Origin of the sequence: Clostridium sp. OM05-5BH (assembly GCF_003481505.1) — a bacterium.
GTDB classification, from domain to species: domain Bacteria; phylum Bacillota; class Clostridia; order Lachnospirales; family Lachnospiraceae; genus Otoolea; species Otoolea fessa.
In genome coordinates this window covers 374,843-398,937 of record NZ_QULJ01000002.1, presented here as the reverse complement: position 1 = coordinate 398,937, position 24,095 = coordinate 374,843, and the positions used below count along the sequence as shown (strand labels likewise).

The following is a 24,095-nucleotide window of genomic DNA, read 5'->3' as shown; positions in this document are numbered from 1 at the left end:
GCTGATTAAATAATTCACAGCCATATTTTTATCCATTATACCACAAGTTTCTCGATTTCTGGATAGTTTTTTTAATATAATTTCATAAGTAAATTCTATATCGTGGAAATGTGGGTTGTGATTTTTGCTGATGTCAGGGAGCTTTCCTCTGCGCCGCGTGGGGGCGGCTGGAGGAAAAAAGTTTCTTGGTCACATCTTTCTAGTCCGCAGTGCGGCAGCTCGAAAAAACTTCGTTTTTCCTCGCTGTCGGGGCATTCCCCCTTTAAAAAAAAGAAGCCGCACACAGCTGCTTTTGTGTAAACACAACGCTTCTGTGTGTGGCTTCTTTTTTTCGCACTGCTCTTTGCTTACGCAAGTTTGGACTTAGCCAGCTCTGCCAGTTTTGCGAAACCTTCTGCATCGTTGATAGCCATGTCAGAAAGGATCTTGCGGTTCATCTCAACACCAGCCTGCTTTAAGCCGTACATGAACTTGCTGTAGGACAGACCATTGATACGTGCTGCTGCATTGATACGAGCGATCCACAGCTGTCTGAACTGTCTCTTTCTCTCTTTACGACCAGCGTAGGAGCTTGTAAGAGCTCTCATTACGGACTGCTTAGCTACACGGTACTGTTTGGAACGTGCGCCTCTGTAACCCTTTGCCAGCTTTAATACTCTATTGTGTTTCTTTTTAGCGTTTAATCCGCCTTTTACTCTTGCCATCGGTTATTTCCTCCTTCTTAATCCTCGAATCTTATAAGTACGGTAAAATCTTCTTCATTACCTTGCTGTTTGTAGCATCAGTAACGATGTCTTTTCTAAGATTTCTTTTTCTCTTTGTAGATTTCTTAGTTAAGATGTGGGATTTGTAAGCTTTATTTCTTACTAACTTTCCGGTTCCGGTTGTTTTAAAACGTTTAGCAGCTGCTCTGCTTGTTTTCATTTTAGGCATGGTGTAGTCCTCCTTAATAATAGTTATGTCCTTATATCTAGCGTTTCGCAGAAAGGAACAGTACAATACTTCTTCCTTCTACTTTTGCCGGTTTATCAACGGCTGCGATATCGGCAAGCTTCTCTGCAAAATCGTCAAGGATATACTTTGTCTTTGACATATGTGCCATCTCACGACCTCTGAAACGAAGTGTAACCTTTACTTTATTGCCTTTTTCCAGGAATTTTCTCGCATTGTTCATCTTGGTATTCAGGTCATTTTCATCGATATTCGGGGAAAGACGAACTTCCTTGATCTCGATTACCTTCTGTTTCTTCTTAGCTTCTTTTTCTTTTCTTGCAAGCTCGTATCTGTATTTACCGTAATCGATAATCTTGCAGACCGGCGGCTTCGCAGTCGGAGCAATCTTTACTAAATCCAGTTCCGCTTCTTTCGCTAACTTGTAAGCATCCTTTGCGGACATGATTCCAAGCTGCTCTCCATTTTCGCCAATCAAACGAACCTCTCTGTCTCTAATCTGTTCGTTAATCATTAACTCGCTAATAGTCGTGCACCCCCATGATATGTGATGATTTTGGTTGATTCAGTGTCAAAAAAAATAAGTGAACAGTACAGACCATCCACTTACTCATAATAGGAAATCCAATATAGGAAATTTCTCAAATTTATGAACCCACAGTCACTTGCTCGTGCTGAGGTGAGGTAGATAACCTGCTTTCCTGTCTTCGTAAAGTTGTTTCCTCACAACTTTTGTTAGTATACTATGGTTTCTTTGGAATGTCAACCGGTTTTTTCGAGATTTTTGAGAAGATTTTTGAGAAGATTTACAAATGATTTTTAAATATGGTTCACGTGTTGCGCAAATGACGGCAACGTACGCAAATACATTTACGGACATACTAAAAACTACCGCCGGATATCATTACCTATGCCCGATTTTGCTTCCTTCCTGACAGAATTTTCCATATCCGGCGGCATTTTTTATTTCGAATGCTTATGCAGGCTTTCTTCTATTTAAATTAAAAAGAAAACCGCATCAGAGTCACCGCTTCTGGAAACTCGAACATTCCGTCTGCATAGAAACCGTCGCATTGCCTCCGGTGATTCCGATGTGTTCCGCACTGCACCGGCGGTCTGTATTATAAACACAGTTCGTTGCCTCGCACTCTACTTCGAGACGGCTCTCCGGTGTTTTAAAAAGGTTGCGGAATGTGCCGCCTTTCTTCTCGTCGAAGCTGCCGCAGCAGGTATCGCATTTATCCTGCGCTGTCTTTCCTTCTACCAGAATGGTATTTTTACAGCAGCAGTTTTCCGCATTGTGCATACATCCGGTTACACTACAATCCAGTTTTGTCATGATTTTTCCTCCTGTTTTCTGACATGCATCACCGAAAGTCTCCTCCGGCATCCAGCCGTCAAACTTTTCAGCGATACACTTTTCAATGTGTCATGGTTTTCGTTGCTGTTCACACATGTATGACCAGTAACGGGATTTTGCCGATACTTCGCATTTCAAATCGACAAAATCCGCAACCAGAACTGTATCGTACGGAATTTTCAGTTCAGAAAATTCCTGCCTGTGAACAGTTACTGGTTTTTAGATTCAGGAGTAGTATCTGCTTCTTTTTTGGATTTATTCGTGCAAACTAAAACAAACGCATCCATGATTTTATCTCACAGATGCGTCTGCCTGATTTTTTAATTTTTCAAAATTATTTAGCTTCGTCTGCTTTCACAGTCTCACGCAGGTTTTTCTCTTCGATCTCCTTCTGGATGGACTCGATGAAGCTCTCTACACTGCTTGCGCCCTCGTCACCCGCAAAACGGCTGCGGACGGAAACGGTCTTCTCTTCCTCCTCTTTCTGTCCAACAACCAGCATGTACGGGATCTTCTGGGTCTGTGCCTCGCGGATCTTGTAGCCGATCTTCTCGGAACGTGTATCCATCTCTGCACGGATGCCAGCCTCGGTCAGCTTGTCCAGAACTTCCTTGCTGTAATCTGCGTATTTGTCAGAGATCGGAAGAATCTTTACCTGTACCGGTGCCAGCCAGGTTGGGAATGCACCCGCGAAGTGCTCGATCAAGATACCGATGAAACGCTCGATGGAACCAAATACAACACGGTGAATCATGATCGGACGATGTTTCTCGCCGTCTGCTCCGGTGTACTCTAATTCAAATCGCTGTGGAAGCTGGAAGTCAAGCTGGATGGTACCACACTGCCAGGTTCTTCCGATAGAATCTTCCAGATGGAAGTCGATCTTCGGTCCATAGAATGCGCCATCGCCCTCGTTTACCACATACGGCAGTCCCAGCTCTTCCAGAGCGGAACGCAAGCCTTCGGTTGCCATCTCCCAATCTTCATCACTTCCCATGCTGTCTTCCGGTCGGGTGGACAGCTCTACGTGATATTTGAACCCAAACAGGGAATATACCTGGTTGATCAGGTGTACAACGCCCTTGATCTCGTCCTTGATCTGCTCCGGTGTCATGAAGATATGTGCATCATCCTGTGTGAAACAGCGTACACGCATCAGACCATGAAGCTGACCAGATTTCTCATGACGATGAACGATACCAAGCTCACCCATACGCAGCGGCAGATCACGGTAGGAACGTGGCTCAGAAGCGTATACCAAAACGCCGCCCGGACAGTTCATTGGTTTAATTGCGTAATCCTCTTCATCGATCACAGTTGTATACATGTTGTTTTTGTAATGATCCCAGTGTCCGGAAGTCTCCCAGAGCTTGCGATTCAGGATGATCGGAGTGGAAATCTCTACATAACCAGCTTTTTTATGGATTTCTCTCCAGTAATCAAGCAGGGTATTTTTCAGTACCATGCCCTTCGGCAGGAAGAACGGGAAACCCGGACCTGCATCGTGCATCATGAACAGGCCAAGTTCTTTGCCCAGTTTACGATGGTCACGTTTCTTTGCCTCTTCCATCATTGTGATGTATGCTTCCAGATCCTCTTTGGTTGCAAATGCGGTCGCATAGATACGGGTCAGCATTTTGTTCTTCTCGCTGCCTCTCCAGTATGCGCCTGCCAGATTCATCAGCTTAAATGCCTTACCAACACCCTTGGTGTTCATCATGTGAGGTCCTGCACATAAGTCAGTAAAATCACCCTGACGGTAGAAGCTAATCTCTGCATCCTCCGGCAGATCCTCGATTAATTCTACCTTGTACGGCTCCTCTTTCTCCTTCATGAACTCGATCGCTTCATTTCTCGGCAGAGTAAAGCGCTCCAGTGGAAGTGCTTCTTTGATGATTTTCTTCATCTCTGCCTCGATCTTTGGCAGATCCTCTGCAGTCAGAGGGGTAGCCGGATCGACATCATAGTAGAAACCGTCTGCGATGGACGGTCCAATCGCAAGTTTTGTCTCCGGGTAAAGGCGTTTTACAGCCTGTGCCATTACATGGCTGGCGGTATGGCGCAGAGCTGCCAGACCTTTCTCATCCTTTGCAGTCAGGATATTTAACTGACAGTCATGGTCGATCACGGTACGGAGATCTTCTTCCTTACCGTCAACCTCACCCAGACATGCCACTCTCGCCAGGCCTTCGCTGATGTCTTTTGCAATATCGATGATGGACATCGGGCTCGCATATTCTTTGACAGAGCCATCTTTTAATGTGATCTTCATCTTTTTTCTCCTTTTCGTTCTGAAATAATAAAAGCTTCCTGACCAGAAGAACCAAAAAAAGTCCCTTAGCCAGATGTTTCTGACTAAGGGACGATAAATCGCGGTTCCACCCTTATTGAATCGATCGTTCGGATCGATTCCACTTCATTCTGATGATAACGGAATCACCGTTCCCGATTAAGGGACATTCAAAGCTGGTATTCAGATTTGTTTTCCTGTCCGGCGCTTCCACCCACAGCCACCTGCCTCTGTTATTTCAGGCTTTTCCTGCGACGCCGTTCTCTGTCCAGTTCCACAATCCTACTGGTCTTCTCAACACTTTCTTTATATAGATAAACCCGTTTCTGGTTCATCATTACAGTCTCGATTATATCAGCTGTTTCTATTTTGTCAAGATATTTTTCTCTTGAGTTTTCACTGCATTGACAGACCGCCTCTTTCATGGTATGATAATAAGGATCTAAATATAAGGGCCAGTACCGGTTTCGACAGGGATCATGAAGCTGGTGAAGCTATCCGCATGCGATGCGTTAAATGGCAAACTTAAAATTAAACGCTAACAACAAATTAGCATACGCTGCCTAATTTGGCAGTTGTCAGCCTTAGAGCACTCACACTTTAAGAATCTGGCATCGAATATGTGAGAAACGATGACAGGCGGGTTCCGGACTGTCAGGCGTATCAGGAACTACTGAAGTTCTGAGGATGTTCGTTTCCGCAGGATAGAGGGAATGTCAAAGAACGGACTATGATAGTAGAAGAACAGGGAATTGGTTTTTGGACACGGGTTCAACTCCCGTCTGGTCCACTCACAAAAAGAAAGCCTCGAAGTCTGAACCACTTCGAGGCTTTCCTTTCGTTTATTCTACCGGTTCTGGAATATCTGGATAATTGCTTTCACAATCGCCACCAGTACATTCCACATCCGTTTCAGCGGACCTTCATCGCTGTCGCTTGTGGATTCCTGATCGGAAATATCCGTCGCGTCATCATCATCGCTAATCTCATCCGTTCTGAGGACAATCTGCACGCTGTTCGGGGACGGGTTCTTGGAGGAAGTAAAGGAAATCTTATCTGCCTCTGGATCCATGTTCAGGAAATTATTCTCATCCTCAAACTTATCAAGCTGCTCATCAAGCGTACTCTTCATGCTGTCTCCCGCTTCGCGGATGGCTGAAATATTATCAATCATCGTCAGATTCTTATCAAGAAGCTTCTCCATTCCCTGAAGTGTTGCCTTCGTACCGGCATCCAGAGAATCTCCAGCTGAAATCAGCGTGTCATTTAAAAGGCTCAGCATATCATGTGTGGTATACAGCGTCTTCGTCAGACGATTCATCAGCTCTTCCGAATCTGACAGCGAATCCAGCATCGTCGGAACATACTTATCAGTCGTTTCAATCAGAACGCGCATATCATCCAGCAAATTAATCAGCTCATCCGTGGAACTTCTCAGTGCCGACAGGGTAGAGCCCGTCTTTCCACTGATGTCTCCGGCCGTCTGGAACGCTCCATTGACCCGGTTGACAACCTCTTTTGCTGATTTCTGCATCTCCTCAATTTTCTGGAAAATGCCTTTCGTCGATTCTACCAGACTCTTCACACCGGCTGCATAGGTCGTCGATGACAGGGACTGCAGCGATTCTTCTACGTCATCCTCTGCATTTCCAATCTCGTCTTCCCAGCTTGCATCATTGACGCCGCCGCTTCCCGGTTCGCCGGACGGTCCGACTGTCAGCTCTTCGGAAGAAGCCTCGGTTCCAAATGCATTTACCTGCGCGTCTTCACTGTCTTTTGAAGCAGAATCGCCTGTATCCTTCTTGTCTTCCGCCGTTTCTTCTGTACCAGATACTGCAGCCTCTTTCTCCGAAGAATTACCGGAGGTTATATCCGCCTCGGTTCCATTTTCCGTCCCGGCTGCTGAACTTGACGTATCCGCCGCAGTCTCCTCTGCATTGGCAGTTTTCGTCTTACGGATTCGTTTCAGCTTCGTGCCATCCAGCGCATCCAGGCTCTGATTCAGGCTTTCGGCTCCCTGTTCGGTCGCCGTCAGAGAAGTAGTTCCCTCTCCAAGAAGCTGGTCAATCTGTTCCAGAATCTTCTGGGTCTCCGCCGTCTTCTGAGCAAGCTCTTTCTCGATCGCCTCCTGCGACTGCTGGCTGAGCAGTCCCTTGTTCAGCTCATCGGCTGCCGAACGCAGCGATTTACTCAAACCTCCCAGACGATCATACAGGCGATCTAGTTCATCCTGCATATCTTCCATCGTATTGGAAAGCGCCTGTGTGTTGCTGTTAATATCCGTCACCGCATCGCGCGCCGTCTGTAAATACGGAATCATGACCGTCGTCTGATCCGTGACCGCTTGCAAATCGGCAAGCGCCTGTGTCGAGAGCGCCTCGATCTGTTTCCGGTTAGCACTGACGGTTCCACGCGCCTGATCGAGATTTGCCAGACCGCCCTTCACGCCGGAAACATCCGACTTCATGGATTCCATCGTCTTTAACAGCGCATTCATGCTGTCATACATCTTGTTTCCATCCTCGCGCCAGGTATCTTTCGCCTCTTTCAGATCCTTGATGCGGTTCAGCTCATCCAGGGTCCCCGGAACCATCATCATAATGACTCCGATATTCTCATAATTATCCGTGCCGACCCGGACTGTAAAATCGCCGTCCTCGCCCGGAAGCGCCGCAAACATTGCCGCCTGATAGCTTCCAACCGACTGCACCTGCGCGCCCGGCGCATCGACACTATAGCATTTCTCCATATCCACCGGCACCAACACGGTCAACACCATATTATTTTTATAATACGCCTTCGCCTTCTCATTCGGGGTCGCCTTTACATTGACCTCAACCAGACCAGACGCCCCCGCCAGTTTGGATGCATCCGCTTCCACTCCATTAAGTTTATAGGAAACGTCAAACGTCCACGGCAGATCGACGCTGTTTTTCGGCATCGTACACTGATAATAAAAACGCGAATTCTTCTCCGGCAGTTTCCATGTGACGGTTCCATCGCCAATTTCCGGCGCCGTGTCGTCCGTCATGTTGACCACCTTGTCATAGGTACCATAATCGGTATATTCGGTCAGTCCATTCGTGGTACAGCCTTTGACCACATTGATCTGCGTTGCCGTTCCATAATAGTCCAGATTGACATACATCGTTTCATCTACCTGAAGTCTTGGTGCAGCCGCCCGGACAGGAACTGCCGCACTCGTTACCAGCGTAACCGCTGCCAGCGTCGCCGCCGCTCCTCTTCTAATGATCTTCTTCATGGCTTCCTGCCTCCCTTTTTTCTGTCATCTTCCGTTTCCGGTCTTTTCTTCGTTCTCTCACTTTTCCGAGTAGCCGGAGCTTTCTTCTGTGTTTCTCCCGCGCCTCCGCATCGGAATCTGTTTTCTCTTGAGAACCGCCCGTCTCTGTCATTTCTGTATCTTCCAGCGCTTTCGTTTCAGCTTCGAATTGTTTTCTTTTCGACGTAACTGAATCCACCAGCGGCTTTTTCCCTTTCCACACGGCACCAGCCACGCGTCTTGCCGCCCGTTTCATACGGGCATGGCGGCGTTCGCGCCATTTTTTGAAAAACAGATGAATCCTCTCAAATTCGTTCTGCATCAGGATATGATCAAACAATACCAGAAATGCCGGCATCAGGGAGCAGACAAAAAGCATACTAATCAGAGCCCCCCGTCCAATCAAATGTCCCAGATCGCCAATCGCCGCGACACTCGATACCTTGTATACAATATATCCGGCACAGGTCAGGATCGAACCGGATGTCAGAATCGCCGGAATACTAAGATTCAGCGTCCCGATCGCCGCTTCCTTCTTATCCATCGTCTTGCGGCATTCCAGATAATTGTTCGTCGTCAGAATCGCATAATCGACGGTCGCGCCCAGCTGGATACAGCTTACGATAATGTAACCAATGAAAATCATCGTGTCTCCGACGATGTACGGTACCGCCATATTGACGAAAATCGCGACCTCAATCGGAATCATGATAAGGAGCGGAATAATCAGTGATTTAAAACTCCACATGACAACCACAAATACGCCGATCAGCGACATCACATTGACACGGCTGTAATCCTTCGTGATCGTCGTCTGAATGTCCTGTGTGGACGGTGTTGTGCCGACCAGATACGAATTTTCCGGATAATATTTCTTCATGATCGCCTGGATCTCATCCGAGCACTGGTACGCCAGCTTGCTCTCGCCCTTACTCTTAACGTAAATAAGGATTCTCGCATAATCTTTTTTATGTAACTGGCTTGTGATGCTGTACGGAAGGAAATCTTCCGGTACGCCTTCCGGGAGCTGCCCAGACAAGGACGTTACACTCTTCATGTACGGCAGGTCTTCCAGCTCATCCGTGAACTGTTTTTCCTTGATAGAAGAAGTATCCGGCACGATCGCCATCATCATATTGCTTCGTCCGAATTTTGCTGTGATCAGCTCATCATCCTCATATACCGTCGTTCCCTCGCTGGCGCCGACCGCATCATTTCCGTAGAGAAAATCGTTCATGCTCTGCGCCGTGTACGCCGGGATCACCAGCACCGCAATCAGAATCAGCACGATGCGGCGGCAATTATAAATGCCGTGGCTGAGCTTATCAAACGACGGCAGGAACGAACGGTGCGAAGTTTTCTCAATCATCGGTGTCATACGCAGAATCATCGCCGGCATGAAAAACACAACTGTCAGAAGACTCAGGACAATACCTTTTGCCAGCACGAGTCCCATATCAAATCCGATATTAAACTTCATAAAACACAGAACGATAAATCCGACGATCGTCGTCAGGCTGCTGGCGAAAATGGAGTTTAATGCCTCATTGATCGCGTTGCTTAACGCGGTCATCTGATCCAGTCCCTTTGCCTTTTCCCTCGCAAACGCGTGGCTTAAGAAAATCGAATAATCCATCGAGCAGGCGAGCTGCAGGACCGCCGACACACTGTTCGTCAAAAAGGATATCCGCCCGATAAACAGGTTCGTTCCTTTGTTCAGGACGATCGCCACGCCCATGACCGTCAGATACAGCACCGGTTCAAACCAGGAGTTCGTCGTCACGGTCAGAATCAGGAAAATAACCACGACCGCCAGCGTCATAATCAGCTTCATCTCGCTCGAAACATTTTCCTGCAGCGATTTATTCTGAACCGCCATGCCGACGTAATGTCCCTTGTCTCCGAGAATGTCCTTGATCTCATCGATCGTCTGGGACGTCCTCTTATCCGTGTCGCCGTTTACAAAAACAATATCCATAACCGCCGTATTATCCTTGTAATACTCATCAACACTATTAAAGTTGATAAATGCGTCCGCCGCGTATACGCTGGTCGATGTATCGAGCCACATGACCTGATCGACTCCGTCCAACGCCTCTATTTTATCCTTGTAGGCTTTCGCCTCATAAAGCGAAACATCGTCAATCATGATACGCCCCGTGCCGGGGTAGCCGAATTTCTCTTCCATCAGGTCCAATCCCTGTTTGGACTGGACGGTCGACGGCAGGTATTCCGTCAGATCATAGTTGATCTCGACAAACGGCGCCATGAGCGCTGATATCAGCACCAGAACCAGAAAGACAATCTCGATCGCCCTGCTCCGCTCAATGATGAATTTCGGCAGGGAGAAGGCTTCTTTTTCCGTCTGTTTTTCTTCTTTGCGTTTATGTAAAAATTTCAGTTTCATGCCTGCTTGCTCCTGTCATACAATGATTGCGATCCTTACCGCATCAAAATAATCATATAATAATGCTTATCGCCGACCTGCTGATGTGCAACACCCATTTCCTTATAATAAATCACCCGGTCCACGCGCTTTTTCTCGTCGCTGTCGTGATTACGCAGAAGCTTTTCTTCTGCCTGCGTCACATCGTCACAGTTGATGAGGTAAATCTCCGTATGACGTCTCGCAGTGCTTTCCCCGATGGATTTGAGGTAATCATCAAGTGTGCCTTCATCCGGGATCCGGCTGCTTCCATAGCCCTTACTGCGTGCCATCGCCAGGCGGTGTTCGGCGATCTGCTGTAATTTTCCATTTAAAATAAAGCTGGCATCTTTATCGTAATCTTTTTTGTCATCGTCATAGTAATCTTCTTCCTCATCCCCGTCAAACGCGTCCGCCTTCAGCTCATTTAAGCTGTCCGCCATCGCCTGGGTATCTGCATCCAGAAATGCCAGCGTGTACGCGCCGCCGCCCGTGTTTTTCTTCTTTTTGGCGTTCGCCAGGCTGCCGTCCGCGTTGATCGTATACTGCGTCTCATCCTTTGTGAAGGTCGTTCCCTCCATCGCGCCGCTGTCTTTCAGGAAATAGTATTTTCCGTCGATATTCTGCCAGCCGGTCGCCATCGCGCCGTCCCCTTGCAGATAATACCAGGCTCCATTTTCCTGCTCCCAGCCCGTTTTCATCAAACCGTCTGCTCCGAGCAGGTACCATTTTCCGCCCATCTGCTGCCAGCCCGTCAGGTAAGAACCATCCATTCCCACCAGATAATAACCATTCTCCACCGGCTGCCAGACACCCGCATCATCCGCAAGCACTGTCTGGGCGGCAGACGCTGAGAAAAGGAGACTTACTCCTGCGATTCCTGCCAGCCGTACTATCTTATGTCCCAGAACCGCTTTCAGCGCCCTTTTTAACCCCGGCGCCGTCCGCTTTTCTTCCTTCTTCATCCACAAATTTCTGTCCTTCATACGCTGTCCTCACTCTTCTTTATGCTTATTGATCGGATCCATCTGTTTCCAGTTCCACCCCCCGTGCCGTTAAAAGTGCCCGAAGCATCGCCGCCAGCTCCTTTTCCGATATCCGGCTGCTGTCAATCAGCATATCATAACTTGCTTTATCCGCCCATGTCTTTTTTGCATAAAAATTATAATAATTTTTCCGTATTTTATCCGCTTGTTTGATCAGGTATTCAGCTTCTTTTTCATCTGTCTCGTAACGCCGCATAATCTCCTTCACGCGCGCCTCCATCGGGGCATATATAAATAGAGAAATAAGCCCTTCTGTCTCCTCCAGGATCTTGTCAGCGCAGCGTCCCACGATGATGCATGGACCTTTCTTCGCATACTCCCGGATCAACTGGGACTGCACGACAAACAAGGTATCATTCATCGGCTTTCCATAACCGGTAAACGGATTGCACTTGGCCGGAACCTTAAAAAGAAAACGGTTCGCCTTCATCTCGTCCGCCTCTTCCAGTTCCTCCATCTTAAATCCGCCGCACACCGCTGCTTCCTCTATCAGATGGCGGTCATAACAGGGAATTCCCAGTTCCTTTGCCAGAGACTGCCCCAGATTATGGCCGCCGCTTCCAAACTCTCTTCCGATTGTAATGACAAAATTTTTCATACCAGATTCCACCTTCGTATCTATTTCCTTTTGCTTTCGCATATGCTGCAGGTTCTCATAGCCGTTCCTTTCCCGATTGTCAGCCACTCCTGCCGTCTGTGAAACGTTCCATACAAAAGACTTCTTCGCAGTGAACAGTTACATCTAAAATAGAGCATATACAACTCATGTCTGTTTAATTGACATTTGTTCATTTTTGAACTATAATGCATTATACTAAGTTGTTCGAATGAATACAATAATCATTTTTACGTCAGTTGTATTTTAATCAACATTTCATCACATTATGTTTGTTTTTTGTATCTGGTGTGCCCATTTTTACTTATTTTTAACACTCTCTTCATCCACAGCCTCCGATACACAGTCATACGGCGTTTCCCTGTCTGGAAACGTTCAGAAAGGAAGTCACTATGAAAGAAGAAATACTCGACCGGCGTGTACGAAAGACGAGACGCCAGTTAAAAGAATGCTTAACCCGCCTCCTCAAAGAAAAAAAAATTCAGGATATCACGGTGCGCGAACTCGCCGAGATGGCTGACATCAACCGCGGCACCTTTTATCTTCATTATAAAGATGTCTTTGACCTGATGGATCAGATCAAAAATGAACTGATCGAGGAGGTTGAGTCTGTCCTGACGCACCATCCCGTTCCCGAACTGGTAGCGCGCCCTTCCCTCGCACTCTCAGAACTATTTCCTCTTGTACAGGAAAATGCAGAGATTGTTTCTATTTTAATAGGAGAAAACGGTGATCTGAATTTTGTCAACCGCCTGAAACGCATTGTCAGCGATAAATGTTTAAAAGGCTGGCTGGATCTCAAATGTTCCAGCGATCCGGATACGCTCGCGGCATTTTCCGCCTTTATCGTTTCCGGCTGTGTCGGTACCGTTCAGTACTGGATCGAAAGCGGCATGAAGGAATCCACAGAACAGATGGCAATCTTGACAGAGGACTTTATCTTAAAAGGCATCCGGGTGCTGGAAAATCCGGCTTGACTTTCACGAAATTCCGTGCTTTAATAAAACTGCAATTTTTAAAAATTCAGAAAGGAGAACCACATGGACAGTTGTGACAGCAACGGGCGAAGTCGTCGCGATGGGCAAAATCAAACTATGAATTCCAACCATGCGTACCAGACTGTTGGTCTGCCGCAGGGTCTTTTTGAGTGTGAATCGGGCTGTCTGATAGCACATTTCCGCCTGCTTTAACAGGCTGGTGATTCAGTGCTGAACGTTTCCCGGCACGATTGGTTTTCATATATATTTGTCCATCGCCCTGGCGCGGGTTTGAAACTGCCATCTGCGGCATTTCATCCTGTTCCCGACTGGCGGTGGATTTTTTTATCCCCGCACTGCTCGCCCTGTACGTCCCAAACGGCATTAAATAGAACGACAGAAAGCGAGGGAACCAAATATGAATCAGACTCCAGAAATGGACGAAAAGAAAACAAGCTCCCCGGAAACGGCTCCGATCGCCGCAACCGCAGAGCATAATGCTAATTTTGAAGAAAATATCCGCGCGATCATCCGCAGCGGAAAACCGGCAAGCGTGATCCGGGATGACCTCGACAATTACCATGCAAACGATATTGCCGAGGTTCTGGAAACACTGGACACTGCGACCCGGAAACGCCTCTACAATATTCTCTCTCTGGAAATGACGGCAGAGATTTTCACCTATCTCGATGAACCGGCGCCTTATCTGGATGAACTGGGGCTTGACCGGGCGGCAGCCGTTCTGGCAGAGATGGATGCCGATGAGGCGGTCGATATCCTCGAAAATTTAGATCCAGAGAAAAAAGAAGCCCTGATCGCGCGCATGGATCAGGAATCTAAGGATGATATCCACCTGATCTTTTCCTACGATGAGGAACAGATCGGTAGCCGGATGACGACCAACTACATCGTCATTCCCAATAACTGCACGATCAAGCAGGCAATGCGCCATCTGATCTCCCAGGCGGAGGACAACGACAACATCGACACCATCTACGTCGAAGACGAAAATGGACGCTATTTCGGTGCGATCGAGCTGAAAGATTTAATCACTGCCCGTGAGTACATGAAGCTGGAGGACATTATCAGTACCTCCTATCCGTATGTGTACGCGGATGAGAAATCTTCGGATTGTATGGAAGAGCTGATCGATTACAGCGAGGATTCTATCCCAGTACTCGATCGGAACCATAAGATCATCGGTGCTATCACTTACGAGGACATCGCCGAGGCGATCGACGACGAGATGGGTGATGACTACGCAAAGCTGGCAGGTCTTACTTCGGAAGAGGATCTGCACGAACCACTGTTGCAGAGTTTGAAAAAACGCCTCCCGTGGCTGGTGCTGCTGCTCTTCCTCGGCATGGGTGTTTCCTCGGTGGTCGGCATTTTCGAGCCGATCGTTGACCGTATCGCACTTCTTATCTGCTTCCAGTCGATGATCCTCGACATGGCAGGCAATGTCGGCACCCAGTCGCTGGCTGTCACCATCCGTGTCCTGATGGATGAGGACATCTCCGCGATGCAGAAGCTGGGATTTGTATTCAAGGAAATGCGAATCGGATTTTTAAATGGACTGCTGCTCGGCTCGGCTTCGTTCGTCGTAATCGGCATTTTCATCCATATTATGAAGCAGAAGAGTCTTTTCTTCTCGTTTGCACTTTCCGGCTGTGTCGGCATCTCTCTTCTGACCGCGATGGTGATCTCCAGCCTGGTCGGCGTACTGGTGCCGATGCTGTTTCACAAGCTGAAGGTTGACCCGGCAGTTGCGTCTGGTCCGCTTATCACGACGGTGAATGATCTGGTAGCGGTTGTGACTTATTATGGACTGGCGGAGATTTTGCTGGTGGATGTGTTTCATTTAGTGTAGAGAACCGGTGAAAATAGGTATTTGTGATTCGGACGCAAAACAGGACTCTTCCTTTTTAGCAACTTCTCCCTGCTTCTTATAGATAGAGTTTGCATCTACCCCGCCGCGCACGCTGGAAAGCGGATAGATGTTGGTACCGCGTCCGATGATGCTGCCCGGGTTTAAGATAGAGCCGCAGCCTACTTCTACGTTGTCACCGAGCATGGCGCCGATTTTTTTGCGTCCGGTTTTGATCTTGCCGTCTTCGGCGTGGATTTCCACCAGAAGTTTATCGGATTTTACGTTGGAGGTGATAGAACCGGCACCCATGTGGGATTTATAGCCTAAGATGGAGTCTCCGACGTAATTATAATGCGGTACCTGTACTTTGTCGAACAGGATGACGTTTTTAAGCTCGGTAGAGTTTCCGACTACTGCACCTTCTCCGATCAGGGCGCTGCCGCGGATGAATGCACAGTGGCGCACCTCGGCGTCTTTGCCGACGATGACCGGTCCGTGCAGATAGGCGCTGTCAAATACCTTCGCTGTCTTGTGAACCCAGATGTTTTCACCACGTTTCTCATATTCTGCCGGATCCAGGCTATTTCCCAATTCGATGATAAAATCACTGAGACCTGCCAGCGCCTCCCACGGGTAGGTAAACTGTTTCAGATAATCTGAAGCCAGCGTATGGGTTAAATCATATAATTCTGTGATTTTCATTTCTTCTTTTTTCATGATCATTGCCTTTCCTAAAATTCAATTGATTCTATTATTATAAATAAGCTATTTGGTTCCAGCTTTTGTCGCTCTTGCAGCTTTCATATTTCCCGCGCTCTTCGCACTTCTCGAACTTTTCTTCTCTTTCTCTGCATTCTGGTAGAACACAGCAACCGCATCAAATGCCGGCCGCAGCCCATACGTATTTCCCATATGAACCGCATTGTAGGTGCGTCCGATAACGAAGCGCTCTAATTTCTGCATATATTCATCCGGTGTGATGCTGCCCTCTGCCACATAGGTCAGACCTTTTTCCCAGCTTGCCGTCAGCTCCGGGTTGAGAAGCTGCTTCATGGATGTGTGTACGACCTCATAAATCAGCTCTCCCAGATAGGTCGGCGTGATGACCTGCGTTTTTTCGTTGAGCGCCATGTATTTGATGTTGAACAACTTTTTCAAGATCTCCGCGCGGGTTGCACTCGTTCCGATGCCGCTGCCCTTGATCTGGGCGCGCAGCTCTTCGTCTTCGATAAGCTGACCGGCATTTTCCATCGCCAGAATCATCGAACCGGAGGAATAACGCTTCGGCGGAGATGTCTCGCCCTCTTTGATCTGCAAATCATCCAGTGACACTTTCATCCCCTTTTTGAGCTGTTCCAGCATCTGGATAAACTCTGGGTGGGACGCGTCAATTACCTTTGGCTGGCTGCTGTCTGTTCCATCTGCTTCTCTTGCCGGATTTTCCGCATCATTTCCATCTATACCTGGTTCAAGGCGGTTCGTTCTGCCGACACTTTCCCCGGCGGTGTCCTTTTTCTTTTTCGGAATTTCCGCCACCTTGAGATATCCCGCTTCTTTCAATACCTTGAAACCGGCAAAGAAATGTTCACCTTTTACCTCAATCTCAACCGCATATTTCTGGTAAACCGCCGCCGGATAAAAGATGCTTAAGAAACGGCGCACAATCACCTGGTAAATCTTGCGGTTCAACTCCGGGAGACTTCGCAGCGCGCCGAGTCCCTGTCCGGTCGGTATGATTGCGTAGTGATCGGTAATCTGCTTATCATTGACATAACGCATTTTTGCTATGTTCTTCCACAGCCCTGCCTGCATCGCCTCCGATGCAAATGCCGCCAGCGGCTCATAATGCGTCAGACCGCCGATATTTTTGCTGATCTCCTTCGCCACCGCCGTTGAAAGCACACGCGCGTCCGTTCGCGGATAGGTAACCAGCTTTCGCTCGTACAGCTCCTGCACCACTTTCAGGGTCTGATCCGGGCTGATTTTAAACATTTTAGAACAATCATTCTGGAGCTCCGCCAGGTTATAGAGAAGAGGTGGATTTTTGGTTTCCTTTTTCTTTTCCACTTTTAAAATGGTTCCCTGCGAAGTATTATATACGCCCATTAAACCCGCGTTCGCTTTTCCTGCGTCGCTGACCTCTGACTGCATGACTCCCGAATTTTCGCTTCCATTCTCGCGTTCCCACAGCCATGCAATCAGCGCCTCCGCGTCCTTTCGCTCCTTAAAACCATTTTCCTTATACAGACACGGCGTTCCATAGTACCGGCTTCCTTCCACCGCCCGCCATTCGCCGTCAATCGAGATGCCTGCCGGTCCAAATGTACCGATCACGCGGTAAAATGGCGTTTTGACAAATTCCCGTATTTCCCGCTCCCGGCGGACTACCATGCCGAGGACACAGGTCATGACGCGTCCGACTGAGATCACGGTCCGGTCAGAACTTCGCATATAGTTAGAAACAGATGGTCCATATTTCAACGTCAGTGCGCGGGAAAAGTTAATTCCCATCAGATAATCTTCTTTTGCCCGCAGATATGCCGAATCCGCCAGATGATCGTATTCGGACAGATCCTTCGCTTCGCGGATGCCGCGCAGAATCTCTTCCTCCGTCTGTGAATCGATCCAGACGCGCTTCTGTCTCTTGCCCTGCACGCCAGCCATCTGCGCGACGAGGCGGTAGATATATTCTCCCTCCCGTCCCGAGTCGGTACAGACGTAGATTGTATCTACATCCGCCCGGTTTAAGAGACCGCTCACGATTCCAAACTGTTTCTTCACGCTGTCGATAACCTGATATTTCCATTCTTTCGGGAGAAATGGAAGTGTCTCCAGACTCCAGCGCTTATATTTCATATCATATACTTCCGGATAGCTCATCGTGACCAGATGTCCAACACACCAGGTCACAACCGCATTTTCCGACTCAATATAGCCATCCACCGATCGTCCATTTACCTTGAGTGCATTTGCGAACTCACGCGCCACGCTCGGTTTCTCGGCTATAAATAACGATTTTGCCACGTTGTTCTGCTCCTATCTTACTAATTTCGTAACTGTTCAGTACCTAATTTCCTCTAATTACTTTTCCGCTTCGGCGTCCACTCCGCCAGAATCGCCGCCGCAAACATCAGCGCACAGCCAATTAGCATCCGCACCGTCAGCTTCTCATGCAGCAGCCAGACAGAGAACAGGAGTCCAAACACCGATTCAAACGACAGTAGAATCGAGGATGTGCTGGCGCTCAGATATTTCTGCCCCACTGTCTGAAGCAGAAAACAGAGCATACTGGATGCGAGTCCCAGATACAGCATCGAAACTGCTACTCCCGGCAGTGTAAATACTTCCGGATGGAACGCTCCTTCCGTGAGAAGCCCCAGCACCCACGAACACGCCGCCGCTGTTCCCATCTGCATGACCGTCAGGCGGATCGGAGTGCAGTATGCCGTGAAGCGATCCAGAAAAATCATATGAACCGCAAAGCAGATGCCGCACACCAGCGTCAGGAAATCACCAAAATTGACCGACAGATCGCCTTTCAGCGATAAAAGCGCCAATCCCACAACAGCAAATCCCGCTGCGATCAGGTTATTTGCTTTCGGGCGCACATGATTAACCGCCCATGCCAGAAATGGTACGATCACCACATACAACGTCGTAATAAACGCATTTTTACTCGCGGTCGTGTATTTCAGCCCATACGTCTGAAAATAATAACTGATAAATAGAAACAATCCCGCCAGTGCGCCGCATTTAAACTCCTGCATCGACATTCCCCGGATCTGTTTCCAGAAAAGAGCCGCCATCCCAAGCGCCGCGATCGTAAACCGGTACGCCAAAAGGTATGTAGGTGTGATCGCGTCCATCGAATTTTTCATCACAACGAACGCGCTGCCCCAGATAATTGTTACAAATAAAAGGCTGGCAGATGCCAGCACTTTTACTCCCTTGTTGTTTGTCTCACTCATGTCAATCTCTATCCTATGTCAAAATGATCACAAATCAAATACAAATTTAAACCGTCATAAATTTATAACTGGTCGTTGTATCGTATTTCTCGCCCTTTTTCACGACCGGGGATGCAAATCCCGGCATGTTGACTGCGTTCGGGTAATACTGCGTCTCAAAGCAGTATCCCTGGCGTCTCGCATACTTCACACCGCCCTTACCCGGAACCTGTCCGTCCAGGAAATTGCCCGTGTAGAACTGAACTCCCGGCAGATCGGTGTATACCTCCATCTTGCGCCCGCTCTCCTCGTCGATCGCAGCCGCCGCCAGACTGAATACGCCTGACTCATGGTTGAGAATCCAGTTATGATCGTAGCCGCCGCCCAGTTTTAACTGATCGTAATCCGCTTCAATATCACGTCCGATCGGCTTGAAATCTGAGAAATCCATCGGAGTCCCCATTACCTTGCGGATCTCACCGGTCGGGATCAGCACCTTGTCTACCGCCGTGATCGCATCACTGTCAATGTAAACCATCTGTGAAAGCGCCGGACCACTCTCATGACCTGCCAGATTGAAATACGCGTGGTTTGTCATATTAAAAATAGTATCCTGATCGCAGGTCCCCTCGTAATGAATCTTTACTTCATTTTCATCTGTCAGCGTGTAGGTCACACGGATCGAGGCATTTCCCGGATATCCCTGATCGCCGTCCGGGCTTTCCAGTGTAAAAGAAACCTGATTAATGCCCGTCTCATATTCCGCCGCCCAGATACGGTTCCGGTAGAAATCCATACCGCTGTGCAGGTTGTTCGGACCATCATTCGCCGTCAATTCGTATTTTTTATTATTTAACGTAAACGCCGCGCCGCCAATCCGGTTTGCATTTCGTCCAACAGCCTCGCCCAGATGTCCATCGCTTACCAGGCAGTCTGCTACTGTTTCATGTCCCAGCAGGACATCCGCCATCTCTCCATTCCGATCCGGCACCAGCATCGTGGACCAGATTGCACCCAGATCTAAAAAGGATGCAGAAACGCCATTCTGATTCGTCAATGTATAACGGCTGACCTCTCTGCCATCTTCCATTGTTCCAAAGATTGTCTTCTCAACCATGCCAAATCCCCCTTAATTTTTAGAATCCGAAAAATATTTCTCGCATTTTTTATGCTTACTTTTGTCAGAATAAATCTGTCTAACTTATAAATAGCTGATTTATAATGCGCAGACCTACTGAACAGTTACAAGTATACAATACTTTTCCCCTCATGCACACCCATTTTTCCAAATCTGATTATAAAAATTTCAAGAGTCGTCACTGTTCACACATGTTTCCTATGACACAAATAAAAACTGCCTTCCAGAGCAGAGTCAGCCATCGTTTTTCAAACAGCTTCTCCGCCACTGGGCGGCAGTTCTTACTTTTATCAGTTTTAATTTTCTATTTCACGGATTCTCTGAACAGATTTCTCTATTTCGCCTGAATATATCCCTGTGCGGTCAGAAGCTCTGCACACAGTACCGCACCGCCGGCTGCGCCGCGCAGTGTGTTGTGGGAGAGACCTACAAACTTCCAATCGTAAACTTTGTCTTCTCTCAGACGACCAACAGATACGCCCATGCCCTTCTCATAGTTGACATCCAGCTGTACCTGCGGACGATTATCCTCTTCCAGATACTGAATGAACTGCTTCGGTGCGCTCGGAAGCTCCAGTTCCTGCGGAAGTCCTTTGAAATTAACCAGCTTCTCGATCAGCTGCTCTTTGGTTGGTTTCTTTCTGAACTTTACAAATACGGCTGCTGTATGTCCGTCCAGAACCGGTACACGGATGCACTGGCAGGTAATCACCGGCTCGGATGCCTTCACGATCTCGCCGTCCTTGATCTCTCCCCAGAGACGAAGCGGCTCCTGCTCGCTCTTCTCCTCCTCACCTCCGATGTACGGGATGATGTTGCCTTCCATCTCCGGCCAGTCTTTGAACGTCTTGCCCGCTCCGGAAATTGCCTGATACGTCGTAGCTACTACCTCATATGGCTCAAATTCCTTCCATGCAGTCAGAACCGGTGCATAGCTCTGGATGGAGCAGTTCGGTTTTACCGCTACGAAGCCTCTCTTGGTTCCCAGACGTTTTTTCTGGAACTCAATCACCTTAAAGTGCTCCGGATTGATCTCCGGCACTACCATCGGAACATCCGGTGTCCAGCGGTGTGCGCTGTTGTTGGAAACAACCGGTGTTTCTGTCTTTGCATACGCATCTTCAATCGCACGGATCTCTTCTTTTGTCATATCTACGGCGCTGAACACGAAATCAACTTCGGATGCTACCTTCTCGATCTCGTTTACGTTCATAACGGCCATCTTCTTCACACACTCCGGCATCGGGGTCTGCATTTTCCAGCGTCCGCCGACTGCCTCCTCATATGTTTTTCCTGCAGAACGCGGGCTTGCTGCCAGCGCAGTAATCTCATACCACGGATGATTTGCCAGAAGCGTGATGAAACGCTGACCTACCATACCAGTTGCTCCCAGAATGCCTACACGTAATTTCTTTTCCATGTTCATCGTTTTTCTCCTCTTCTGACAGCGGCTTTTTCAGCTTCTCATGGCAGGATGGAGTTTGGATAGGAAGCTCCTGCTCTGCAACACGTTTTCACTCTGCCGCTGTAATTCTTGTCTATCCTATAACAAAACAAACAAAAAATCAACATTTTTCCGCAAGAAAAATACATTTGTACGCCTCTCGCGGACATTTGATAAATTTATAACGTCTGTCACGGATTTAACGATGCTTTAACTCAAAATAGGTTCTTCTAAGCTAAGTATTCCGCTGCAGCCTTCTCAATCCCATCCGGGTACTGCGTCCGGTAGCTCTCAAAATCAAGCCCCCTTGCCGCAATCTCTTTTCCTAGTTTGACTAAGAACGACGGAATCTCACTCTCAAACATCGTGCCAAGCTCACGTCCCATCGTCTCTTTTCCCTGTACCTCATTTCCGCCCAGATAAAATACAAATGCCGGCTGTGCCTTGCCATCTGCCATCCGCGCGCCGCCGCGGAATCCCATCGGTCCGGTCTGGTGGGTACCGCAGGAAGACGGACATCCAGAAATATGAATCTGCGGAAGTGCGCCGTCCGGGATCTGTGCCTCCCCGACCGCCTTTACACACGCCTGTAACAGAGCCTGCGAATCGCGTGCACCAACCTGACAGATCGACGCACCGATACAGCTTACCGATGTCTCAAACTTTGTCTGAGCCGTCTCCTTCGTCGCCTCCAGAATCTTCTCTGCTTCTGCTCCGGTCAAATTAATGATGTACGCAGTTTCATCCGGTGCCAGGCGAAGCTCTGTGCCGTCAATCGTCTGCATCAGTTCTCCCAGGGCTGCCAGCGTCTCCGGGCGCGGCTGTCCGCCAATCGGATGCCAGATAACCGTATAAAGTCCCGGCTGTTTCTGCTCCAGCACACGTTCTCCCGACGCGCTGCTTCCATCGCCTGTTTTGCTCTGCTTTTCTTTTATTCCTGCCGCTGCCATCACTTCCTCGCGGGAAAGATCCAGCTGCTCCCCGGATGCCAGTACCTCCTGAAGCTTCTCCTGATACGCCTTCCGGTAATTTTCCGCTCCGCCGAGCGCTTCCTGCATATACCGGGTACGCGCTTTTCCGCGGTTTTCGTAATTGCCATATGCCCGGAATGTCAGCCACATCGCCTTAATGTAATAAAGAATCTTCTCCGGCGCAACGCCCTCGGCAACTTTAACGCCAAACTGCGGATTGTTTCCCAGGCCGCCTGCACTGTACACATCAAACGTTCCGTCCGGACAAGCCGCAAATCCCAGATCGCGGTAGGTCGCGTGCGTCACATTCGCCGGTGAATTAGAGAAACAGACCTTGAGCTTGCGCGGCATCTTTTCCGCATTGATAAAGGTCATCAGATATTCTCCCGCCGCCTTCGCCCACGGCATAACGTCGAAATATTCGCCCTCTTCCACGCCGGAAAGCGGAGAACACATCACATTTCGCGGAAAATCCCCGCCGCCGCCCATCGTCACGATCCCGGCATCGAGTGCCTGCTCCATCAATTCACAGACTGATTTCTCATCCAGATTGTGAAACTGCACGCTCTCACAAGTCGTAAAATGTACCATATTTACCTGATATGCACGGATTGCCTTTGCGATAAATGCAAGCTTCTCCTTCGACACACATCCTGCCGTCATACGCAGACGCAGCATGCTCGCCGCGCCGCCTTTCTGTGCATAACTGCCGTAACGTCCTGAAAAGCCCTTATATGAGCCCTTATCCATCTTTCCTGCATAAAAATCCCTCGTTTTTTCACAAAACTCCGGAAGATCTGTTTTCCACTCCTGTGGAGCAATTCCTATCATTTTTCTCTCCTGTTTTCTCTTCAAATTGTAACTGTTCAGCACCTTCACAGTCACGCGCAAAAATCCATTAAAAATTGCCTACGGCAATGGGATTTTTGCCTGCTGGTCCTTGTTTTCGTACGGTCAGCGCAGTAAATGCGCAGACCTACTGAACAGTTACTTCAAATTCTACTTTTACCAGCTTATCTTACACCAGATCCAGCGCCACTTCCATCATATTGGTAAACGTCTTCTCGCGTTCTTCTGCCGTCGTCGCCTCTCCGGTCACTGCCGAATCCGATACGGTCAGGATACAGATCGCATTTGCGCCCGCATAGGCAGCGTTGCTGTAAAGTGCCGCCGACTCCATCTCCACTGCCAGAACGCCCATCTGCGCCCAGGTAGTCCCGGCCGGCTCAAGCGGCGGGTTGTAGAACATATCGGAACACAAAATATTACCGACATGATACTTTAAATTTCTCTTTTTCGCGGACTCAACTGCCTTTTCCAGCAGCTCATAGCTGCACACGCAGGAATAATCCCCCGGCAGGCGGAACTGTTTTACATAGTTGGATGTCGTACAGGAGCCCATCGCAAAAATAAGCTCGCGCACCTTTACCTCCGGACGCAGCGCACCGGCAGTTCCGATCCGGATCAGATTCCTGCATCCATAAAAATGAATCAGCTCATACGAATAAATTCCCATCGACGGACAGCCCATGCCGGTTCCCATGACAGACACGCGTTTGCCCTGATAATAGCCGGTATAACCGTACATATTTCTCGTTGTATTGAACTGTTTTGCATCCGTCAGAAAATGTTCTGCGATATACTTTGCCCGCAGCGGATCGCCCGGAAGCAGAATCGTCTCCGCAATCTCGCCCTGCTTTGCCCCGATATGAGGGGTCGGTGTGTTCTGAAGTTCAGCCATATGAAATACCTCCTTTTTTCGTAAATGTACTCTCGGAAT

The 24,095-nt window shown here is 48.5% G+C and carries 18 protein-coding genes and 1 other RNA gene; 3 read left to right on the top strand and 16 right to left on the bottom strand.

Annotated elements, in window-relative coordinates:
- Nucleotides 1-347: 347 nt before the first annotated feature.
- From rplT to thrS, 5 genes are all read right to left on the bottom strand, one after another.
- The gene (gene rplT, locus DXB70_RS04260; protein ID WP_022358436.1) at nucleotides 348-704 is read right to left on the bottom strand and encodes a 50S ribosomal protein L20; all 357 of its coding nucleotides are present in this window, start codon (nucleotides 702-704) and stop codon (nucleotides 348-350) included.
- A gap of 31 nt (nucleotides 705-735) precedes the next feature.
- Nucleotides 736-933, bottom strand: coding sequence for a 50S ribosomal protein L35 (gene rpmI, locus DXB70_RS04255; protein WP_022358435.1), 198 nt, complete (start codon nucleotides 931-933; stop codon nucleotides 736-738).
- Between the two features lie 37 nt (nucleotides 934-970).
- Nucleotides 971-1,465, bottom strand: a complete 495-nt coding sequence (infC, locus tag DXB70_RS04250; protein WP_107000016.1) for a translation initiation factor IF-3 — start codon at nucleotides 1,463-1,465, stop codon at nucleotides 971-973.
- A gap of 510 nt (nucleotides 1,466-1,975) precedes the next feature.
- Nucleotides 1,976-2,290, bottom strand: a complete 315-nt coding sequence (locus tag DXB70_RS04245; protein ID WP_107000017.1) for a DUF1540 domain-containing protein — start codon at nucleotides 2,288-2,290, stop codon at nucleotides 1,976-1,978.
- A 355-nt stretch (nucleotides 2,291-2,645) separates the two neighbouring features.
- Nucleotides 2,646-4,583, bottom strand: coding sequence for a threonine--tRNA ligase (thrS, locus tag DXB70_RS04240; RefSeq protein ID WP_107000018.1), 1,938 nt, complete (start codon nucleotides 4,581-4,583; stop codon nucleotides 2,646-2,648).
- Nucleotides 4,584-5,053: 470 nt separating this feature from the next.
- Between thrS and ssrA the strand changes: the two genes are divergently transcribed.
- Nucleotides 5,054-5,394: a transfer-messenger RNA gene (gene ssrA, locus DXB70_RS04230) on the top strand.
- A 54-nt stretch (nucleotides 5,395-5,448) separates the two neighbouring features.
- Here ssrA and DXB70_RS04225 read toward each other — a convergent pair.
- Genes DXB70_RS04225 through DXB70_RS04210 form a run of 4 tightly spaced genes read right to left on the bottom strand, consistent with a single transcriptional unit; the run spans nucleotide 5,449 to nucleotide 11,950 of the window.
- Nucleotides 5,449-7,863, bottom strand: coding sequence for a hypothetical protein (locus DXB70_RS04225; RefSeq protein WP_118672718.1), 2,415 nt, complete (start codon nucleotides 7,861-7,863; stop codon nucleotides 5,449-5,451).
- Entirely contained in the window at nucleotides 7,847-10,288 is a 2,442-nt protein-coding gene (locus DXB70_RS04220) for an MMPL family transporter (RefSeq protein WP_118672717.1), read from the bottom strand. The genes DXB70_RS04225 and DXB70_RS04220 overlap by 17 nt, the downstream gene beginning before the upstream one ends.
- A 35-nt stretch (nucleotides 10,289-10,323) precedes the next feature.
- Nucleotides 10,324-11,292 (bottom strand): cell surface protein, encoded by a 969-nt coding sequence (locus DXB70_RS04215; protein ID WP_243099901.1) that lies wholly within the window; start codon nucleotides 11,290-11,292, stop codon nucleotides 10,324-10,326.
- A 25-nt stretch (nucleotides 11,293-11,317) separates the two neighbouring features.
- Nucleotides 11,318-11,950 (bottom strand): cytidylate kinase-like family protein, encoded by a 633-nt coding sequence (locus DXB70_RS04210; RefSeq protein WP_117795649.1) that lies wholly within the window; start codon nucleotides 11,948-11,950, stop codon nucleotides 11,318-11,320.
- A gap of 410 nt (nucleotides 11,951-12,360) precedes the next feature.
- On the opposite strand from DXB70_RS04210, the gene DXB70_RS04205 reads away from it, so the two are divergent.
- Entirely contained in the window at nucleotides 12,361-12,945 is a 585-nt protein-coding gene (locus tag DXB70_RS04205; RefSeq protein ID WP_107000022.1) for a TetR/AcrR family transcriptional regulator, read from the top strand.
- Between the two features lie 418 nt (nucleotides 12,946-13,363).
- On the top strand, nucleotides 13,364-14,815 hold the full coding sequence (gene mgtE / locus DXB70_RS04200) for a magnesium transporter (RefSeq protein WP_243099900.1): 1,452 nt from the start codon (nucleotides 13,364-13,366) through the stop codon (nucleotides 14,813-14,815).
- Here the strand turns inward: mgtE and DXB70_RS04195 are convergent.
- The 7 genes from DXB70_RS04195 to deoD form a co-directional block, all read right to left on the bottom strand.
- Complete coding sequence (locus tag DXB70_RS04195) at nucleotides 14,807-15,532, bottom strand: UDP-N-acetylglucosamine pyrophosphorylase (RefSeq protein WP_117795651.1); 726 nt, start codon at nucleotides 15,530-15,532, stop codon at nucleotides 14,807-14,809. The genes mgtE and DXB70_RS04195 overlap by 9 nt on opposite strands.
- Before the next feature lie 48 nt (nucleotides 15,533-15,580).
- Entirely contained in the window at nucleotides 15,581-17,839 is a 2,259-nt protein-coding gene (locus DXB70_RS04190) for a DNA topoisomerase (protein WP_118672716.1), read from the bottom strand.
- Between the two features lie 53 nt (nucleotides 17,840-17,892).
- Entirely contained in the window at nucleotides 17,893-18,783 is an 891-nt protein-coding gene (locus tag DXB70_RS04185; protein WP_118628555.1) for a DMT family transporter, read from the bottom strand.
- A gap of 46 nt (nucleotides 18,784-18,829) precedes the next feature.
- The gene (locus DXB70_RS04180; RefSeq protein ID WP_107000025.1) at nucleotides 18,830-19,879 is read right to left on the bottom strand and encodes an aldose epimerase family protein; all 1,050 of its coding nucleotides are present in this window, start codon (nucleotides 19,877-19,879) and stop codon (nucleotides 18,830-18,832) included.
- Nucleotides 19,880-20,234: 355 nt separating this feature from the next.
- Entirely contained in the window at nucleotides 20,235-21,320 is a 1,086-nt protein-coding gene (gene asd / locus DXB70_RS04175) for an aspartate-semialdehyde dehydrogenase (protein ID WP_118468829.1), read from the bottom strand.
- 254 nt (nucleotides 21,321-21,574) lie between these two features.
- Nucleotides 21,575-23,146: a nitrite/sulfite reductase gene (locus tag DXB70_RS04170; protein WP_118672715.1), complete on the bottom strand. Its 1,572-nt coding sequence runs from the start codon at nucleotides 23,144-23,146 to the stop codon at nucleotides 21,575-21,577.
- 187 nt (nucleotides 23,147-23,333) lie between these two features.
- Nucleotides 23,334-24,056, bottom strand: coding sequence for a purine-nucleoside phosphorylase (deoD, locus tag DXB70_RS04165; RefSeq protein WP_117795661.1), 723 nt, complete (start codon nucleotides 24,054-24,056; stop codon nucleotides 23,334-23,336).
- Between the last annotated feature and the right edge of the window lie 39 nt (nucleotides 24,057-24,095).

Excerpts from the sequence above, each read along its gene's own strand:
- DXB70_RS04220 (WP_118672717.1), bottom strand. The coding sequence starts at position 10,288 with ATGAAACTGAAATTTTTACATAAACGCAAAGAAGAAAAACAGACGGAA.
- thrS (WP_107000018.1), bottom strand. The coding sequence starts at position 4,583 with ATGAAGATCACATTAAAAGATGGCTCTGTCAAAGAATATGCGAGCCCG.
- rpmI (WP_022358435.1), bottom strand. The coding sequence starts at position 933 with ATGCCTAAAATGAAAACAAGCAGAGCAGCTGCTAAACGTTTTAAAACA.
- asd (WP_118468829.1), bottom strand. The coding sequence starts at position 21,320 with ATGGAAAAGAAATTACGTGTAGGCATTCTGGGAGCAACTGGTATGGTA.
- DXB70_RS04210 (WP_117795649.1), bottom strand. The coding sequence starts at position 11,950 with ATGAAAAATTTTGTCATTACAATCGGAAGAGAGTTTGGAAGCGGCGGC.
- DXB70_RS04195 (WP_117795651.1), bottom strand. The coding sequence starts at position 15,532 with ATGAAAAAAGAAGAAATGAAAATCACAGAATTATATGATTTAACCCAT.
- infC (WP_107000016.1), bottom strand. The coding sequence starts at position 1,465 with ATGATTAACGAACAGATTAGAGACAGAGAGGTTCGTTTGATTGGCGAA.
- DXB70_RS04170 (WP_118672715.1), bottom strand. The coding sequence starts at position 23,146 with ATGATAGGAATTGCTCCACAGGAGTGGAAAACAGATCTTCCGGAGTTT.
- DXB70_RS04180 (WP_107000025.1), bottom strand. The coding sequence starts at position 19,879 with ATGGTTGAGAAGACAATCTTTGGAACAATGGAAGATGGCAGAGAGGTC.
- mgtE (WP_243099900.1), top strand. The coding sequence starts at position 13,364 with ATGAATCAGACTCCAGAAATGGACGAAAAGAAAACAAGCTCCCCGGAA.
- DXB70_RS04205 (WP_107000022.1), top strand. The coding sequence starts at position 12,361 with ATGAAAGAAGAAATACTCGACCGGCGTGTACGAAAGACGAGACGCCAG.
- deoD (WP_117795661.1), bottom strand. The coding sequence starts at position 24,056 with ATGGCTGAACTTCAGAACACACCGACCCCTCATATCGGGGCAAAGCAG.
- DXB70_RS04215 (WP_243099901.1), bottom strand. The coding sequence starts at position 11,292 with ATGAAGGACAGAAATTTGTGGATGAAGAAGGAAGAAAAGCGGACGGCG.
- DXB70_RS04245 (WP_107000017.1), bottom strand. The coding sequence starts at position 2,290 with ATGACAAAACTGGATTGTAGTGTAACCGGATGTATGCACAATGCGGAA.
- rplT (WP_022358436.1), bottom strand. The coding sequence starts at position 704 with ATGGCAAGAGTAAAAGGCGGATTAAACGCTAAAAAGAAACACAATAGA.
- DXB70_RS04225 (WP_118672718.1), bottom strand. The coding sequence starts at position 7,863 with ATGAAGAAGATCATTAGAAGAGGAGCGGCGGCGACGCTGGCAGCGGTT.
- DXB70_RS04185 (WP_118628555.1), bottom strand. The coding sequence starts at position 18,783 with ATGAGTGAGACAAACAACAAGGGAGTAAAAGTGCTGGCATCTGCCAGC.